Raw genomic sequence first — 16,329 nt, 5'->3', positions numbered from 1 at the left:
CGAGCGCCATGGCGTTGGAATCGCTGATGTTGTTGCCTTGCGGGACCAGTTGCGTGCCCAGTACCGGCTTCCACAGGCCCAGATCACCGTAGTCCTGCGTGCCCAGGTTCCGCGCCTGCGTGGTGCCCATGTATTGATACACGGCGCCGGGGGTGCCGGCCAGCTTGGCCCACTTCGTCGTGTCCGCGTAATCCTGTGCATCCAGGTTCGCGCCCGTCAGACCCAGCCCGATATAGCGGTAGGCGCTGCCCGCCTCGCCCGTGATCCGCTTCCACTTCGTCGCATCCGTGTAGTCCTGCACGCCCAGTTCGACCCGGCCCTTGGCTCCCAGGTACTGGTACACGCTGCCGATCTCGCCCAGCAAGGCGTCGTAGTCGTCTTCGATGAGGACGTTGTCGCCCGCCTGCAGCAGCCGCTTGCCCGAGTCCGTCGTGAAGTCTTCTGCACCGTAGTCGTCGGCCAGACGAACCACATTGTTCGTCGCCACGGTCGCCGTGCCACCCCCCTGGCTCGTCGTGAAGTTTTCTACTATATAGTCGTTCGCCAGCCGTACCTTCTCGCCGAAATTGATGATGAGAGTCCCGTCCGACGTGCTGTAATCCGCCGGCAGCAGAAAGTTGGTTACGCCCTGCAACAGCGCCGCACCGCCGTCGCTGGTGGTGATCGAGGACGAGACGATCTTGCTGTTGGCGTAGATCCCGGCGTTGTCTTCGGCACTGACCGTGATCGCGCCGCCCGCCGTCACCGTCCGCGTGCGCCCGGTGGCCAAATCTTCGATGTATGCCTTGGCGGTACTGCTGACCATGTTGCTGGCCAGCACCGCACTGGTGGCCGAACTGCTTGCCTGGTAAAGGCCCGATCCCGTGGAACTCGCTGCATTGCTGACCACGGCATTGAGTTGCGCATCGGATTTCGCCGTGACCGACACGGCGCCACTCGAAGTGACCGTGGAATTGACGATGTATGCCTGGACCTTCTCTGCCTGTTCCGTGCCGATATCGGTGCCGATCAGCGCGTCCACTGTCTTGAACAAGGCATTGGCCGGAGCCCAGCCAATCGAGTTGAATGCGATCGAGGCGCCAGTCGCGGTCGCAGCGGTACCCAGGTTGGGGAAGGTCGAGTTGGAAGTTGCACTCCCCTCGGACTTCGCATGGATGACCGAGGTATCCGCAGCGGTCACGCTGACGTCGCTGCCAGCGCCAGTGGTCGTGATCGTGCCACCGGAAATGTACGCATTCACGTCGCCCAGTACCACGTTCGACGCGTACGTCCCGCCTATGCTGAGCGCGAAAGGGTTGGACACGACGGGGACGCTGCTGCTGATCGCCGTGGACTTCGCATTCGCGCTCAGCACGGTATTTCTCAGCGCACTCAGGCTGATGTCACCGGCAACCGTCGCACTCGAGTCCTTGACATAGGCCTCGGTGTTTTTGTTCACCTGATTACGTGCAGCGGCCACTGAAATATCGACCGGGGCACTCAAGCCCAGGACATCAAATGCGTTGGCGGTCGACGTGGCGGACACGGTAGAGGTATCCGACGCGAAAACCGACATGCCGGAGGCGCCGGCAGTGACGATGCTGCCTTCGATATAAGCTTTGGTACTGCCCGAGATGTCGTTGAAGGCCGATCGCGACGACGCCGAAAAAGTCGTAGAACTGAGCGCCTTCAAATCCAGGCTGCCGACATTGATGTTTGCGCTGTTCGAAATACGCGCGGTTGCCGTGTCGCTGTATGTGTTGGTGGCGGTAAGTCCGGCAAGGCCGGAGGTCGCGGCCGAAACGCTGCCCCGCGTCTTGGCAGTGATGGACAGGATGCCAGTCGTCGCCACATTTCCACTGACAACCGCAGTCGCGCTGGACGAGGAGTTCACAGTCGCCGTCAGGGCGTCGCTGACCGCGACGTTGCGCACCACCTCAGAAACCAGGGTGATATTTCCGCTGGTCGAGGTGAGGTTGCCGAGGACTTGGATCGACGCGGTTCTCGTGACGAGTTGGCTCGCATCGGTGACCTGCGCTGCATCGACCGCGCTCGCGGTGAAGGCGATGTTGCCGGTTCCCGTCGTGACTGTGAAGCCGGTGCTAAGCGTGATCGACTCGGCGTCAACGCTGACGCCACCACTCAGCGTAAAGTTTTCACCAAGCGTCACCGAGTCTGTGCCCGCGCCACCAAGGATGGAGAGATCGACCGCGCTCAGGCTGGACGCATCGTCGAAGTAGAACGCATCGTCCGCGCTGCCAAGATCGACGTTGATCGTGCCACCGGCAAGGGTGAACCCGCCAAGAACTGTGTAGGTAACGCTGCCATCCCATTGGTATTCCAGATCGCCGGAGCCGCTGACGCGCAGATGCAGGACGTCGGCGCCGGCCGATCCGGTGAACGTGGCGGTAGTGCCCGACACCACCGGCGTCAGGCCGGTCAGCAAGTCCTCATAGCCCACCAGGTCTTCCGCCTGGAACAGCGGCCCACTTTCGATCGTGCCGGTGCTGTATTCGAGCGTCCAGTCGCCGCCGCGTGCGGCGCTGCCGGTCGCATCGGTCGACGCCGCAACGTCGACGCCGGTAAGCTGCGCGAGGTTCTGCAGGAACTGCATGCCCTCCACGCCCTTGGCCACGTCGCAGCCATAGAGCAGGACGTCGCCGCCGGGACGCAGTGCCTTGCCCCAGTTCGCCACACGCGCCTTTTCCTGTTCGAGCCTGCCATCGTTGAACTGGGTCGATCCGAGGCGTAGCGTTCCACTCGCACCGTGGGAAAGAACCTGCACCGCTGCCAGTCCATAGTGGGCGGAAAGAATGTCGGTCATCTGTTCGATGCCGTCGTAGCGATGATCCAGCACCACTACCTCGATGTCGCCGAAACGCGAAACCGTCAGTTGCGGCGCCGCCATTGACGATGACTCGTCTGCATCGGCGACATCGGCGTCAATGGCCGGCAAATTGGCTTGGGTAGCCGTCGCCGATTGCATCACCGGAGTCTCGGCTGAGCCACCGTTGTCGCCAGTAGCCGCCAGGCTTGTCGATTCGGCCGCACCATAGCTGACCAGATTCCTCACCAGCTCCTCGTAATTGGTGACGGCGGAATCGACGATGACCAACTGCGCCGGCGCCGGCCGGCTTTGCACGAATGCAGTGTAGGCAGCGAGTGAAATCCTCTGCGCAGTCTCGGCATCCGCGGCACTGCCCGCGACCTCGGCGAGCAATTGCGGCGAGAGCTGGTCATCCTGCGCGACGACAGCAACCGTGACGGAGGATTCGGGTTGATCCGTGTTTGCCGAAGGTGCCGCCGCCGGTTCGTTCAAGTCCGACCCGGTACCGTCGTTTGGCAATGTCGGATCGATCGCCACAATGGTCGGCACGGTGGCCGTAACGCCACCGGGATCCGCTGCGGCGGGCTGCAATGCCTCAGGCATATTTTGGTCAACGACCAGCCCATCGTCACCCTGGATCGTGTATTGGACCGGAACCGAGGATGCGCCCAGCCCTGCCGGCAGTATCGGAGCCTCGGTATTGAGTGGAGCTTCCAGGGCCGGCAGCGTCTGGGCCGCGGGCGGAGGTGGCGGAACCACGCCCTCGACCGACAGCAAGAAGCGCTGTTCCATGGCTTCGAACAGTGCCTTTCGCCGTTCCGGCGCCTGTAATTTGCTGGGGGACCGAAAAGCCTTGGCGATCGAACTCGCCAGGGTTGTCAGCGCTGTGGTCAGTGGTGTGCGTGCCATCGTGCTGTCCTTCACTCTGCGGCAGTGCGAAGATAATCGCCTGCCCTTGCTATTGCTGCTTTCCCGATGCGTGCCGATGGCCGCGCAGATACCTCTGCGTCTACTGCATCAGTCTGTTGGTCTCCACCAAATCGTTCTCGCTCAACGTACCTACCGCCTGTTTCAGCCGCAAGCGGTTGAGCAGATAGTCATAGCGTGCCTTGGCTGAATCGCGCTTTGCGGCATAGAGGTCCCGCTCGGCGTCAAGTACCTGAATAATGGTTTCCAATCCCGATTTGTAGCCCTCGAGTTTCAGTTCCCTGGCACTCAGCGAAGAAGTCACCCCCTGAGCCAAGGCCTTGATCCTGACGGTCCCTCCGGTAACCCCCTGAAAAGCGGCCCTGGTCTGACGCTCGATTTGACGAACATCCCGCTCCAGATCCTCGAGTGCCGCCTGATAGCGCTTGGCGGCCTCTTCACTCAGCGCCACGGTCGCGCCACCGGAATAGACAGGAATCGTAAGCCGCAGCATCACGTCGGTCGTATCGACATTGCTGCCACCACCGAAAAGGCTTCCTCCGGTGACCTTGCCATTTTGCGTCACCACCAAGTCGACAACAGGTACGTGACCCGACCTCTGGCGACTGATTTCCTGCTGCGCCACTTCAACCCCATGACGACGGGCAGTCAGCATCAGATTCTGTTGCAGCCCGGCTTCAATCCATTGGCTGATCTCGGGAGGATTCGGTTGTTCCAGCGGGAACTCCTCGCGCAATGGCTTGAGACTGACCAGCAACTTGCCGGTCATTTCGCGCAAAGCCTGCAATTTGTCGTCGAGGTCGTTTCTGGCGGCAACCACATCCGCCTCTTTCAACTCATAGCGCGCCTTGGCTTCATGAAGCCCGACGCGGGCAACCAGTCCGCTGCTGAAACGCTGCTGCACCAGGTCGAGTTGGCGCTTGATGGCGTCGCGCTCGGCCTCGGCAAAGCCCAGCGCGTCGCGTGCTGCGAGTACATTCAGATAGGCTGTCGCGGCACGCAGCATCAGGTCTTGTTCAAGAGAGGCAAAGTTCGCTGCCGCCTGCTTGACTTTGGTCTTCGCCTGCTCATAACCATGCCAGGCAGGTATCTTGAATATGGGCTGGGTAAGCGTAAGGGTCATGTTGCGCGTCGGATAGCGCGACATGCCCGTGGCAAAAACCGTATTTGCACTGTTGATGATGCGCTGCCGCGTATCGATCTGCGATGCTTCGATCGACACGTTTGGCAGCAGGGCCGCAAGAGCTTGCGGTTCGGCATAACCAATCGCTTCGAACTCGAAGCGACCGGCCCTGTACTTAGGATCGCTATCCTTCGACAATAAGTACACCTGCGCGAGATCTTCGCCGTAGGCCGGAACACATCCAATCCCCCCAAGAGCCAACACCATCAGGGTCCAGTTCCAGCCAATATTCCATTTACCCAACCCCATTGCCCCCTCCGTTCTCATGGCCCAGTCGCCATTTTGACGCCTCGCTGCCATGGCACCACGTATCGCACCGTGTTCAGTCCGCTTGTACTTCCTTGCCATTACCGCGTTTCTTCTTCGCCGCTGGACCGGATTCCAGCACCGCCGCGTCCGCCGCAGGGATTGCGTTAGCCAAGCGTGACTCGAGTTTCTCCGACAAGCGGGCGACGTTGCCGAGCGAACCAAGATGGGCATAGATCAGAGCAAGGTAGCCGTCCCTCGCCAGCGCAAGCAGGTCTGCATCGGCCAGCGCGGCCAGGCGCTGTTCATCGACGACGCTGAAGCCCTGAAGCACCAGGGGCGGCTCATCGTTGCGAACCACCTCCAACACGCGGGGAATCAGCAGGTCGAGCGACTGCAAGCGCTCGACGAAAAGCCGGGTACGCGTAATTTCTCCCTGATAGGTCCCCAGAAATTCAAGTGCCTGCTTCAGCAGCGGCGTATGTTCGCCGTCGTCGGTAAAAATTCTCTCGCCATCCGCTGCCCCGAATCCGGGATAAGCCTCGTCGATATAGACATTGAAGTCGTCCGCGCCTTGTTTCTCTGCCAGCACAAATGGATAGCGCCGCACAAAGGCAGGTATGTAGCGACCATCCCAACGATTCTCTGCCGTGACAAACAGGTTCTCGTTTTGGCGTACGCCAACCAAAGCAATCGGAAACAGCGCGCCCCCTTCCTTTCCTGTAAACGCGATTGGGTATTCTCGCGCCGTATCGATGAACTCTACCGTGGCGAGGGGGACTGAATTGGTACTCGCGGCAAATCCGACATTCGTTCCGAGCGATCCTAGACGCGTCTTGAGATGCACGTCGACATTGAGAGGTACCGGTTTTTCATAGAACAGCAGAGTTGCCATGCTTCCATCCCCGAAAAAAGTGTCGAAATCCGATGCCCCCCGGCATCTTGGATATTCATGCAGTCTAAACTAGAAACCAGATATTTAAAAGTCGTAATAATTCATCTTTGAAGTAATTCTATGCGTCCATTCTGTATTGATATAAGGCGGGTGAGCTGGACGAGTCTATCGGGAGCAAAACGATGCATCTGGCGCCGTCCGATCATGGCCGTCCGGCAACGGTGCAAGCGACTCCGCATGGTCCCCGTACTTCGCCCGATAAGCGCTATTCAGCCCCAAACACCGGGTCGACGCACATTGCTCGCGGTAGACGCACTGATGAAAGCCATTGCGGTCGAATTCTGTCCAGAAGGCCGGGTCGATGAAAAGCGTCGGCTGATCGTTGTAGAGCACGTCGCGATCGGTGCCCAGCAGGCATTCGGGGAAGTTCTTGACCTCGATGCCGCGGCCAGCGGCACGCAGGGCCGCAATCGCGGACTTGAGGAAAGGCAAGGCTTCCAGATGGGAAGCGATCAATCCCTTGTCGTCCCGTTCGCTCATCGGGAGATAGAACCAGAATTCCATCTGCGCAAGCCGCTTGAGCGCTTCGAGCCGCTCGACCAGGCGCGGCAACTGGGTAAAGTTAAGGGCACTCACCACCGTGTTGGTGATCGTCGAGACGTGATCGCAGGCATCGAGCAATTCCAGGCCGCGCAAGGTCTTGTCGAATGAGCCCGGCACCTGGGTGATGGCATCGTGGGTCTCGGCATCGGCTGCAGTCACGCTGATGAAGAATTCGTCGACCCCCGCTTCGATCAATTCTTCGCAATAGCCCGCCTGTGCCAGGCGCATGCCATGGGTCTGGATGCGTACATGCTGGAAACCGCTGCGTCGCGCCAAACGTGCCCACTCCGGCAGATCCCGATGCAGAGTGATTTCGGATCCGGTCAGGATCAACCCGGTCCATTTTCGATGCGTTGCGTTGTGCTCCAACAGGGCCTTCAACTGGTCCGGGCTCTGAGGCACCAATCGATCCATGGTGTCCTCGATCATACAATGGACGCACTTGAGGTTGCACCTGAACTCGAGTGTCGATGAAACGTAATCCGTGTGATCGAAGCGGCTGGCCGTACCTTCCCTCCCGGCCGCCACTGGCACCTGCCGCGCAAAGCTGATCGGCCGCACCGCCGGATCAGAAGACCCCATAGTAGGCGCTCTTCAGGATGTTCAAGCGCCCACCTTCCATCCGGTAGTCAAAACCGACGTCGTAGAGCATGTGGTCGAGGCGGTCCATATTGCTCTCAAGGAACTGAATCTGTCTTTCAGGATACCGCATCCGTTTCAAGAACCATAGCAATTGTGTCACGCTGATCCGAGAAAAGTACACGCCATCGCGGTCGGGCTTGTTTGCCACCACGATGACCTGGCAGTCCCTCAATTCGGGCCACAGTACGTCGTCGATCCTGAAGTTTGCGGCGTCGAGGTAGGCGGAGGTGCAAACTTTCCCCTCGATCTCAGTCATTTCCTTCCGGGCATCAAAAAAGAAATAGAAGTTCTTCAAACGAATTCCGTGTCTTGCTACCCCGTAGCAGATACCGGAGGACACCGTGCTGCCAATGTTGCCGATGTACATCTGGACTTCATCGAGTTCGCCTCCCATGAGCAATGTCTGCCGGGAAAAATCCAGCGAGAACATGAAGTAGGGAGCATTTTCGCTGCTTGTTACATCGCACGACACCCAGGGACGAATGGTTTCCAGGATTAGAGGAATCGAACGTTCGCGTTCAGTTCTGGCGTAGTCGTAAAAATAGAACTCCCAGCTGATCTCTCCCCCGGCCTGTTTCACCCCCCAGACGGTGCGCAGGTCGCCGAGCTGCTTGCGGATGGCCGACACCATGTCCATCGCACGCTGCCCTGCCTGCTGCCCATCGAAAGAATCGGCGAGGAGATTGATCGACCGCAGTTTCCCCTCGCTTGGCTGCATCGCGGTATAGGGCCACAGGCAAAAATCGAACTGCGCCTCATTCGCCGTGGCGTATTCAAGAAAGCTCATCAGCTATCTCCTTCAAAGTTGCCGATGACGGCAGACCCGCTTCCTGGCTGGTCGAGCAATGTCACTTCGTGGCAGTAATCAACAGAAACGGCATTTCGAGCTGGATGACCTGAATATTGATGTCACGAAAACCGACGCGCTCAAGTTGCATAAGGTATTCGTCCGGCAAACGATAGGATCGGAAAAACAGCATGATCGGGATCATCGAATAAGGGATAGGCTGGCTCTTCGGGTCGAATATGCCGCGCTCGAAAATCAGCAGCGTGCCGCCAGGATCAAGCGCACGGTAGGCGCCCTCAAGAAACTGCCCGACTTCCCGGTCCGGCCAGTCGTGCAGCATCGACTTGAAGCAGACCGTGTCGAAGCCCGATGGGAAATCGTCGCGTGCCCTGCCTGCCTTGACGAACGCAATCCTCTCGGCTTCCGGCGCGCCTCTCAGGTGCTCCATTCCAATGTCGCAGACCAGCGGCAGATCGAAGACGCTCGCCTGCACCCCGGCGTGTGCCCTGCAAATGCGCAGGGCAAACTCCCCGCTGTTGCCGCCGACATCGAGCAAACGCCGACTGGACGCGAAATCGTGATGATCGATGCAGGCCTGCGCTTCATACTTGGTCAGGACAGTCGTGAAATGCATCCAGCGCCGGGTCGCCAACACATTTTCCGGCGTCGGCTCGAAGCAGCGTTCATAGGAGAAGAGATCGAATATCGTCGAGGTTTCGAAAAAGCGCCGCGGGTCGACCAACAGGGTCGAGAACATGCCCAAAAAGTCGGGGCCGACCAGGGATGCAAAATCGAGCTTCGTCTCAAGCAGATCGCGATATTGAAGGGCCGTCTCGAACGCTGCGGATACCGCGAATCGCCCATCCCGCTCTTCGATTACCTGATTTGCGCACAGCATCCCGAGCAGCAGACGCAGGCCACGCGGATCGATTCGCGATCGCGCCGCGAGCGCGGCGAAATCGGCGCTTGATTGCCGCAACAAGTCGTCGATCAGCCCCAGTTCGAGCGCGCTCTGCAGGGCACGCGCGCCGACCGCATCGCGCATGAATTTCTCGATGCACAAATATCCCGGGCGCGGATGCTCCTCGCTGCCCTGTCCAGGCAAAACCGTCATCATCGTTCCCGCCGCTTGGCTGCCATATCCGACGCGTGAAAGCGGGGTGATCGGTGCGTCCGAATCATGGGTCCTCGACGTCGACGACGGCATTGAATGCCATCGACCTTCGCTCGCCCGTGCCAAGAAATGGCTCCGCGACATGCAGCAGCCATCCTGGAAACACGTAGAAATCTCCGACTTGCGGCTTGAAGCTGATCAGCGATTTCGACAAGCGCTGCTTTCCGCCGATCAGGAAATTGATGTAGCCGGCCTGTCGGCCCGCGATATAGGTTCTCGCCTCCTCCGCCTCATCGACGACGGGCAACTTGAGGTAGAGCACTCCCGCGACATCACCCGAGTGGAAGTGCACCGGGCTTGGCGTTCCGGCGTATTGGCTGACGACCCAGAAAACATCGAAATCCACGCGCTCGGCCCGGGAGCCTTCCGCCCGCGCGAGATAGCGCCTGATAAAGCCGGCTACATGATGGACGAGGGACTCGTCACCCCCTTCCGAAACGAAGTCGGCGGGCAGCAGGAACTCGGTGCTCCGATCCGGCGATACCTTGGTATCGGCGTAAGCGTTGAGGCGATCCACCAGAACCTGCGGCAATCGGAGCCTGGCGATCAGCGGTCCGAAAGGCGAGAAGAAATCCAGCGGCGGCTCTGCGGCGTCGACCGCGCAAGGAGTCGTTTCAGCTTCATATCTTCGCAGTCGCCGGGTCGTCGATTCCATCGCCTATCGTCCAGTCAGCCATGCATCACGCCAGCCAACAGCATTCGCCGACGCCGGCCCGCGCCGGATTTCAAACTGCATATCAGGTGCGGTTTACGGTCCGGCAATCTTACCTTGAAAGACCATGGTCGCCTCCTGTCGCTTACCCGCACCGCAAGTATGGCAACTGCTGACCGGCTGCAACTTGTTGGGCAGCCCTATGTCCAACGCAATTAATCAATCACTTGCCCAAACCGAGATAAGCGTGCCGCATCGTGTTGCATCGATCCTGCTGGCCCTTCTCCTCGGCGCATGCGCCAAGCCGGAGCCGGCCCCACCTGTGGCAGCGCCGCAGCCCGAACCGAAGTTGCCGCCGGTAATCATCGCGCCTGCGGTGCCCAAGGCAAAAAAATCTGGCCCGATTCCGACGCGGCCGCTGAACGTGAAGGCCGACTGTATTTTCCGCGACGAAGCCGGTTACAGCGGATCGATGAAGCTGGCAATCGAACGAGCACGGGTCCGGTCCTTCGAGGCCAGCATTAATGTTCCCCGGCGCGGCAACTGCAGCTTCGATCTGAAGGATTTCCGCCAGACGCGGGACCTGCCGAACGTCGAACTGAACCATTTGCGCGACCGCTGCATCGTACGCGTTTGGGAGCAGGGCGAGCGGGTCACCGTCGCTTTCCAGCAATGTCAGAAGATGTGCTCCGGCAGTGCCTGGGAAGGTCTCTGGCCCATCCTGACCGACACCCGCGACGGTACATGCGCCTGAGTCTGCGCGACGCCGGTCCGGAATAAGTCCCTACCCGCAAAGTCAAGGTTTTGGGTTAGGGCAGAAACCGAAAAAATCCGCGGCATCGCAGCGCCGGATGGGCTGTACGGGCAGGCTGTGCCAGACCACGGCAGAACCTCCGTTCATGGTTTCGAGCAAGGCGTCCTCGTCGGCGGGCTTTCCAGTCGCGTTTCGGCACGCGGCAACGAATGCCGGAAGGTCCCGGTCGTCGAGCAGCCCGACACCCAGCGCGGTCTGCAGGAGTATGTTGCCTTCCTCATCCAGATAGGCAGCGCTGGCGAGGCCCGCTGCGGCACCGGTGTGTGCAGTCAAGCGATCATCGAGGTCCAGTCGCAATACAAACGGTGTGTAGTCGAGAGCAACGAACACCGCCTGAGGTCCATTCCGAACAATCCAGTTGCCGGAATCATCGGCAGCATAACGGCTGTTGATGAACGCAATCAGGCCGGCGTGGCTGATGCCCTCCCCCTTCAATTTCCAGCACCCGCGGCGGTTGAGGGACAGCCAGCCGTAGCAGGCGGGTATCGTGGGCCAGTTCAAGGCGACAGAAGGATCAGAGCCAGGCATAGGTCATTGCCCTCGCCGGAAGCGAAAAGGGGGCCAAGCCCCCTCGCGCAAACGAGCGTCAATCCGCGTCAGTGGTGATGCCCGTGTTCGCCATGGACGTGGCCGTGAGTGACTTCCTCGTCCGTCGCGGCACGCACGTCGGTCACGGTGCAGGAGAACAGCAGGGCGATGCCGGCCAGCGGATGATTGCCATCGACCACGACCTTGTCGTCCGCAATATCGGTGATGGTGAACAGCATATCGTCATCTTCGCCGTCTTCGCTGCCGCGCTCGAACTGCATGCCGACTTCGATGTTCTCGGGAAACAGCTGGCGCGACTCTATGGCGACCAGCTCGGCGTCATATTCGCCGAATGCGTCCTCGGGTTCCAGTTTCACTTCCAGCGCGTCACCCAAGGCTTTGCCCTGAAGTTCTTCCTCGATCCGATCGAAAATTCCGCCATAACCGCCGTGCAGGTAGACCAGCGGTGCCGCGCCTTCGTCGATGGATGTGCCATCAACGTCCTTGACGCTGTAATTGAGAGTGACGACGGTGTTCCTAGCGATGAGCATGTTGCTTTCCTTTGCCGTTGAGGCCTTTAACAAGTTGATAAACCTCGGCGGCATGCCCTTTCGGATGCACATCGTAGAGGGCGTGACGAACGATGCCTTCCTTATCGACGACGAATGTGGAACGTATTACACAGAGCTTCTTGTGGCCGTCCCGTTCGCGAAACTGGGACACGCCGAACTTGCGACAGACATCGCCTTCCTCGTCCGACAAGAGTCGCACCGACAGGCCGTGCTTGTCGCGAAAATCCGCGTGCGAAAGGCAATCGTCACGCGAGACGCCGAGCACGACGCAGTCCAACCGGGCGAATTCGTTTTCGTGATCCGAGAAATCAGCGGCCTCCAAGGTGCAATAGGGGGTTCCGTCGCGCGGATAGAAAAACAGCACGGCATGTTGGCGACCGCGCAGCGAGCCAAAATCGAACCACTCCATATCGGCGTCGGGCAGCGAAAACTCCGGCGCTTTTTCACCTTGATGCAGCATGTGGTTCTCCTTCTTCGGCGAACTCGGTTCATTCTAACCGAGTCTACCGGGAAGGAATCAAGTGCGGCGGTCCTCCACTTCGAGGGCCAGCGCATCCTCGTGCCGATGCGGGCTGGCAAGGTATTCGAGGGAGCGCATTTCCATCAGGCGACTGACGGTGCGCTTGAATTCGCCGGCCTGTACGCCTTGTGTGTACAGCTCTTCGGCCGGGCAGGCGGCGCCGATGATGAGCTTGACGCGATGGTCGTAGAGCACATCGACCAGCCAGGTGAAACGCCTTGCTTCGCTGGCCATGTCGGCTCCCATCCGCGGCACCTTGGAGAGGAACAGGGTGTGGTGCCGATTGGCCAGCCAGAGATAGTCGTTCTGCGAGCGCGGACCGCCGCACAGCGTTGCGAAATCGAACCAGATCACTCCGGGCGCCCGATGCATCACCGGCAGTTGCCGGCCCAGCACCTCGACCGGCTGCGTGTGCCCGGGACCGCCCGAGATTTTCCTGAACGTCTGCTCGATGACAGTCTCGGCCGCGGCATCGTCGTTCGCGATGAATACCTGCGCCTGCTCCAGCGCCCGCAGACGATAATCGATGCCGGCATCGATCTCGATCACATCCAGCTGCCGTCGCAACAGATCGATGGTCGGCAGGAATAACTCGCGCTGCAGCCCGTTCGGATAGAGACCGTCCGGCGGATAGTTGGAGGTGATGCAGAACACCACGCCGGCGTCGAACAGGGCCTGCATCAGGCGGCCCAGCATCATGGCGTCGGCGATGTCGGAGACGTGGAACTCGTCGAAGCACATCAGGCGGGTTTCCCGCGCGATGCGCGCCGCGACTTGTGCCAGCGGATCGGATTCGTTGCGATGCGCGCGCAGGGACTCGTGAATCTCGCGCATGAAGGCATGGAAATGCACGCGGCGCTTGCGCTGATAGGGCACCGCAGCGAAAAAGCAGTCCATCAGGAAGCTCTTGCCGCGCCCCACCCCGCCCCAGAACCAGACGCCCCGCGGCAGTTCGGGATTCACCAGCAGCTTGCGCAGGCGGTTGCGCCGCGCCGCCTTGAGTGCCAGCAACTCGTCATAGAACCGCTGCAAGCGCCGGGCCGCAACAAGCTGCGCCGGATCGGCCTCGATGCCGCGCGCGGCCAGCGCGGCATTGAAGCCTTCGATCATGCCGTCTTTGGAAACTTTGAGAATTTTGTGGGGCATCAATGACAAGGGCGGCCGGGCTGACCCGGCCGCCCTGATAGGACAGGCAACAGGTTCAGAAGTGCAGCGCGCGCTTGTCGACGGCCAGCGACGCTTCGTGCATTGCCTCCGACAAGGTCGGATGGGCGTGACAGATGCGGGCAATATCTTCCGATGCGGCGTTGAACTCCATGGCCACCACGGCTTCGGCGATCAGCTCGGATGCATTGTTGCCGATGACATGGACGCCGAGAATGCGGTCGGTCTTGGCGCAGGCGATCATCTTGACGAAGCCGGTGGTGTCGCCCTGGCCCAGCGCACGGCCGTTGGCGGCGAAGGGGATCTGGCCGGTGCGATATTCGACGCCTTCATTCTTCAACTGCTGTTCGGTCTTGCCCACCCAGGCGATTTCCGGATGCGTGTAGATGACCCAGGGCACGGTATCCAGGTTAACGTGCCCCTTCTGGCCCGCGATGCATTCCGCCACCATGACGCCCTCTTCCATGCTCTTGTGCGCCAGCATCGGTCCGGGTACGACGTCACCGACGGCCCAGACATTGGGCAGGTTGGTGCGGCAGTTCTTGTCCACCGTGATGTAGCCGCGCGGGTTGATCGCCAGACCGACATTCTCGCCGCCGAGTCCTTCCGTGTGAGGCACCCGGCCGACGGAAACTATCAGGCGGTCGCACTGCAGGGTACGGGTTTCATCCCCGAGTTCATACTCGACGCTGATGCCTTTCTTGCCGGTTTCGACCTTGGTGATCTTGACGCCGAGCTGGATGTTTAGGCCCTGCTTCTGGGTGAAAACCTTCCAGGCTTCCTTGGCCACGGCCTGATCGGCCGAACCGAGGAAATCCGGCAGCGCTTCGAGGATCGTCACCTCCGAACCCAGGCGCTTCCAGACCGAACCGAGTTCCAGCCCGATCACGCCGGCACCGATGACGCCGAGGCGCTTCGGCGTGGCATCGAAGGCCAGGGCACCGACGTTGTCGCAAATCAGCTTGTTATCGACCGGAATCCCGGGCAGATGCCGGGCCTTCGAGCCGGTGGCGACGACGACATGCGTGGCTTCGACGATCTCGCCGTTGACGTCGATCCGCCAGCGCTCCTCCTCGCGGTTGACGAACTTGCCGTGGCCGGGCAGCAGCGTGACCTTGTTCTTCTTGAACAGGCCCTTGATGCCGCTGGTCAGTTGGCCGACGATATTGTCCTTGCGCTTCATCATGGTCGCCACGTCCATCTTGACCCCGGTGGCGGAGATCCCGTGCATGACGAAGGAATGGTTGGCCTGCTCATAGAGTTCCGAGGATTGCAGTAGCGCCTTGGAAGGAATGCAGCCGACATTGAGACAGGTGCCGCCCAGGCGCACCTCGCCCTTCGGGTCGGCATAAGCCTCGGATTCGATGCAGGCCGTGGACAGGCCGAGCTGCGCGGCGCGTATCGCCGCCACATAACCGCCGGGGCCGCCGCCGATCACAATAACATCAAACTTTTTGCTCATCAGAACACCTCTTTAGACGCAGAGATCGCGGAGGCGCAGAGAGCGCAGAGAAAAGTCCAAACGGAAATCCTCTGTGCCCTCTGCGTCTCTGCGTCCTCTGCGTTGAATGCGGTTAATCAAACATCCAGTAGCAAGCGCGCCGGATCTTCCAGCGCTTCCTTCATGGTGACCAGGCCCAACACCGCTTCGCGACCGTCGATGATGCGGTGGTCGTAGGACATGGCGAGGTAGTTGATCGGGCGAATCACGATCTGGCCGTTCTCGACCACCGCCCTATCCTTCGTCGCATGCACGCCGAGGATGGCCGACTGCGGCGGATTGATGATCGGGGTCGACAGCATCGAGCCGAACACGCCGCCGTTGGATATCGAGAAGGTGCCGCCGCTGAGGTCTTCCAGGGAGAGCTTGCCGTCCTTGGCCTTGGCGCCGAACTCGGCGATCTTCTTCTCGATCTGGGCCAGACTCATCTGGTCGGCGTCGCGCAGGATCGGCACCACCAGGCCGCGCGGGCTACCGACCGCGATGCCGATGTCGAAGTAGCCGTGATAGACGATGTCGTTGCCGTCCACCGAGGCGTTGATCACCGGGTACTTCTTCAACGCGGCAACCGCGGCCTTGACGAAGAAGGACATGAAGCCGAGCTTGACGCCATGTTCCTTCTCGAACTTGTCCTGGTACTTCTTGCGCATTTCCATCACCGGGGCCATGTTGACCTCGTTGAAGGTGGTCAGGATCGCGTTGGTGGATTGCGACTGCACCAGGCGCTCGGCGACGCGGGCACGCAGGCGCGACATCGGCACCCGCTGCTCGGGGCGATCGGCAATGATGGCGTCGGCATTGACGACGTTGGGTTGCGGCAGGGCCGGCTTGGCCGCAAGAGTTGGCGCTGGCGACACGGCGGCCGGTGCAGCGGCGAGCGGCCGGGCAGCGCCGCTGACGTCTTCCTTGAGAATGCGGCCACCGCGGCCACTGCCCTGCACATCGGCGGCAGCAATGCTCTTTTCATCCATGATCTTGCGCGCCGCCGGCATCGCCGTCGCGGCCGTGGTCGGAGCCGGTGCAGCGGTTGCGGCTTGCTTGGCGGCGGCCGGGGCCGCCACGGCGCCTTTGGCCTCGGTGTCCAGTTGCGCAATGACTTCGCCGGCAACCACGGTTTCTCCGTTGCCCTTGATGATCTTGACGATCACGCCGCTATCGGGAGCGGGCAGTTCCAGAACCACCTTGTCGGTCTCGATGTCGATCAGGTTCTGATCGCGGGTGACGGCATCGCCTTCTTTGACATGCCAGGCCGACAGGGTGGCTTCGGCCACCGATTCGGACAACTGGGGTACTTTGACTTCGATAATCATGATTT

At 60.5% G+C, this 16,329-nt stretch carries 14 protein-coding genes; 1 reads left to right on the top strand and 13 read right to left on the bottom strand.

Features of this window, described 5'->3' with window-relative positions:
• From RMO95_RS21735 to RMO95_RS21705, 7 genes are all read right to left on the bottom strand, one after another.
• Window positions 1–3,715, bottom strand: a 3,715-nt coding sequence (locus RMO95_RS21735) for a DUF4347 domain-containing protein (RefSeq protein WP_310452779.1), incomplete at its 3' end; no start/stop codon positions are given.
• 100 nt (window positions 3,716–3,815) lie between these two features.
• Window positions 3,816–5,264, bottom strand: a complete 1,449-nt coding sequence (locus RMO95_RS21730; RefSeq protein ID WP_310452778.1) for a TolC family outer membrane protein — start codon at window positions 5,262–5,264, stop codon at window positions 3,816–3,818.
• Window positions 5,239–6,057 carry a SapC family protein gene (locus RMO95_RS21725; RefSeq protein WP_310452777.1) on the bottom strand — a complete coding sequence of 273 codons (819 nt, stop codon included), beginning with the start codon at window positions 6,055–6,057 and terminating at the stop codon, window positions 5,239–5,241. Before RMO95_RS21725 ends, RMO95_RS21730 begins: the two co-directional genes overlap by 26 nt.
• 165 nt (window positions 6,058–6,222) lie before the next feature.
• Window positions 6,223–7,242: a radical SAM protein gene (locus RMO95_RS21720; protein WP_310452776.1), complete on the bottom strand. Its 1,020-nt coding sequence runs from the start codon at window positions 7,240–7,242 to the stop codon at window positions 6,223–6,225.
• Window positions 7,229–8,089, bottom strand: coding sequence for a hypothetical protein (locus RMO95_RS21715; protein ID WP_310452775.1), 861 nt, complete (start codon window positions 8,087–8,089; stop codon window positions 7,229–7,231). Before RMO95_RS21715 ends, RMO95_RS21720 begins: the two co-directional genes overlap by 14 nt.
• Before the next feature lie 61 nt (window positions 8,090–8,150).
• On the bottom strand, window positions 8,151–9,206 hold the full coding sequence (locus RMO95_RS21710) for a methyltransferase (RefSeq protein WP_310452774.1): 1,056 nt from the start codon (window positions 9,204–9,206) through the stop codon (window positions 8,151–8,153).
• Between the two features lie 61 nt (window positions 9,207–9,267).
• Window positions 9,268–9,918, bottom strand: coding sequence for a putative 2OG-Fe(II) oxygenase (locus RMO95_RS21705; protein WP_310452773.1), 651 nt, complete (start codon window positions 9,916–9,918; stop codon window positions 9,268–9,270).
• A gap of 199 nt (window positions 9,919–10,117) precedes the next feature.
• Between RMO95_RS21705 and RMO95_RS21700 the strand changes: the two genes are divergently transcribed.
• The gene (locus tag RMO95_RS21700; protein ID WP_310452772.1) at window positions 10,118–10,669 is read left to right on the top strand and encodes a hypothetical protein; all 552 of its coding nucleotides are present in this window, start codon (window positions 10,118–10,120) and stop codon (window positions 10,667–10,669) included.
• 42 nt (window positions 10,670–10,711) lie between these two features.
• Here RMO95_RS21700 and RMO95_RS21695 read toward each other — a convergent pair whose 3' ends face one another.
• From RMO95_RS21695 to odhB, 6 genes are all read right to left on the bottom strand, one after another.
• Window positions 10,712–11,230, bottom strand: a complete 519-nt coding sequence (locus RMO95_RS21695) for a DUF2946 family protein (protein WP_310452771.1) — start codon at window positions 11,228–11,230, stop codon at window positions 10,712–10,714.
• A gap of 95 nt (window positions 11,231–11,325) precedes the next feature.
• Complete coding sequence (locus RMO95_RS21690; RefSeq protein WP_310452770.1) at window positions 11,326–11,808, bottom strand: peptidylprolyl isomerase; 483 nt, start codon at window positions 11,806–11,808, stop codon at window positions 11,326–11,328.
• A complete protein-coding gene (locus tag RMO95_RS21685) occupies window positions 11,795–12,289 on the bottom strand; it encodes a peroxiredoxin (protein ID WP_310452769.1) in 495 nt (164 codons plus the stop codon). Before RMO95_RS21685 ends, RMO95_RS21690 begins: the two co-directional genes overlap by 14 nt.
• A 57-nt stretch (window positions 12,290–12,346) precedes the next feature.
• Window positions 12,347–13,495: a cell division protein ZapE gene (zapE, locus tag RMO95_RS21680; RefSeq protein WP_310452768.1), complete on the bottom strand. Its 1,149-nt coding sequence runs from the start codon at window positions 13,493–13,495 to the stop codon at window positions 12,347–12,349.
• Between the two features lie 55 nt (window positions 13,496–13,550).
• Window positions 13,551–14,975, bottom strand: coding sequence for a dihydrolipoyl dehydrogenase (gene lpdA, locus RMO95_RS21675; protein WP_310452767.1), 1,425 nt, complete (start codon window positions 14,973–14,975; stop codon window positions 13,551–13,553).
• Between the two features lie 116 nt (window positions 14,976–15,091).
• Window positions 15,092–16,324 carry a 2-oxoglutarate dehydrogenase complex dihydrolipoyllysine-residue succinyltransferase gene (gene odhB, locus RMO95_RS21670; protein ID WP_310452766.1) on the bottom strand — a complete coding sequence of 411 codons (1,233 nt, stop codon included), beginning with the start codon at window positions 16,322–16,324 and terminating at the stop codon, window positions 15,092–15,094.
• Between the last annotated feature and the right edge of the window lie 5 nt (window positions 16,325–16,329).

It is taken from the genome of Sulfuritalea sp. (assembly GCF_031426875.1).
Classification (GTDB): Bacteria; Pseudomonadota; Gammaproteobacteria; order Burkholderiales; family Rhodocyclaceae; genus Sulfuritalea.
This window is presented reverse-complemented; position numbering and strand designations above follow the sequence as displayed.

Excerpts from the sequence above, each read along its gene's own strand:
- RMO95_RS21730 (WP_310452778.1), bottom strand. The coding sequence starts at position 5,264 with ATGGCAAGGAAGTACAAGCGGACTGAACACGGTGCGATACGTGGTGCC.
- RMO95_RS21725 (WP_310452777.1), bottom strand. The coding sequence starts at position 6,057 with ATGGCAACTCTGCTGTTCTATGAAAAACCGGTACCTCTCAATGTCGAC.
- RMO95_RS21720 (WP_310452776.1), bottom strand. The coding sequence starts at position 7,242 with ATGGGGTCTTCTGATCCGGCGGTGCGGCCGATCAGCTTTGCGCGGCAG.
- RMO95_RS21715 (WP_310452775.1), bottom strand. The coding sequence starts at position 8,089 with ATGAGCTTTCTTGAATACGCCACGGCGAATGAGGCGCAGTTCGATTTT.
- RMO95_RS21710 (WP_310452774.1), bottom strand. The coding sequence starts at position 9,206 with ATGATGACGGTTTTGCCTGGACAGGGCAGCGAGGAGCATCCGCGCCCG.
- RMO95_RS21705 (WP_310452773.1), bottom strand. The coding sequence starts at position 9,918 with ATGGAATCGACGACCCGGCGACTGCGAAGATATGAAGCTGAAACGACT.
- RMO95_RS21700 (WP_310452772.1), top strand. The coding sequence starts at position 10,118 with ATGTCCAACGCAATTAATCAATCACTTGCCCAAACCGAGATAAGCGTG.
- RMO95_RS21690 (WP_310452770.1), bottom strand. The coding sequence starts at position 11,808 with ATGCTCATCGCTAGGAACACCGTCGTCACTCTCAATTACAGCGTCAAG.
- RMO95_RS21685 (WP_310452769.1), bottom strand. The coding sequence starts at position 12,289 with ATGCTGCATCAAGGTGAAAAAGCGCCGGAGTTTTCGCTGCCCGACGCC.
- zapE (WP_310452768.1), bottom strand. The coding sequence starts at position 13,495 with ATGCCCCACAAAATTCTCAAAGTTTCCAAAGACGGCATGATCGAAGGC.
- lpdA (WP_310452767.1), bottom strand. The coding sequence starts at position 14,975 with ATGAGCAAAAAGTTTGATGTTATTGTGATCGGCGGCGGCCCCGGCGGT.
- odhB (WP_310452766.1), bottom strand. The coding sequence starts at position 16,324 with ATGATTATCGAAGTCAAAGTACCCCAGTTGTCCGAATCGGTGGCCGAA.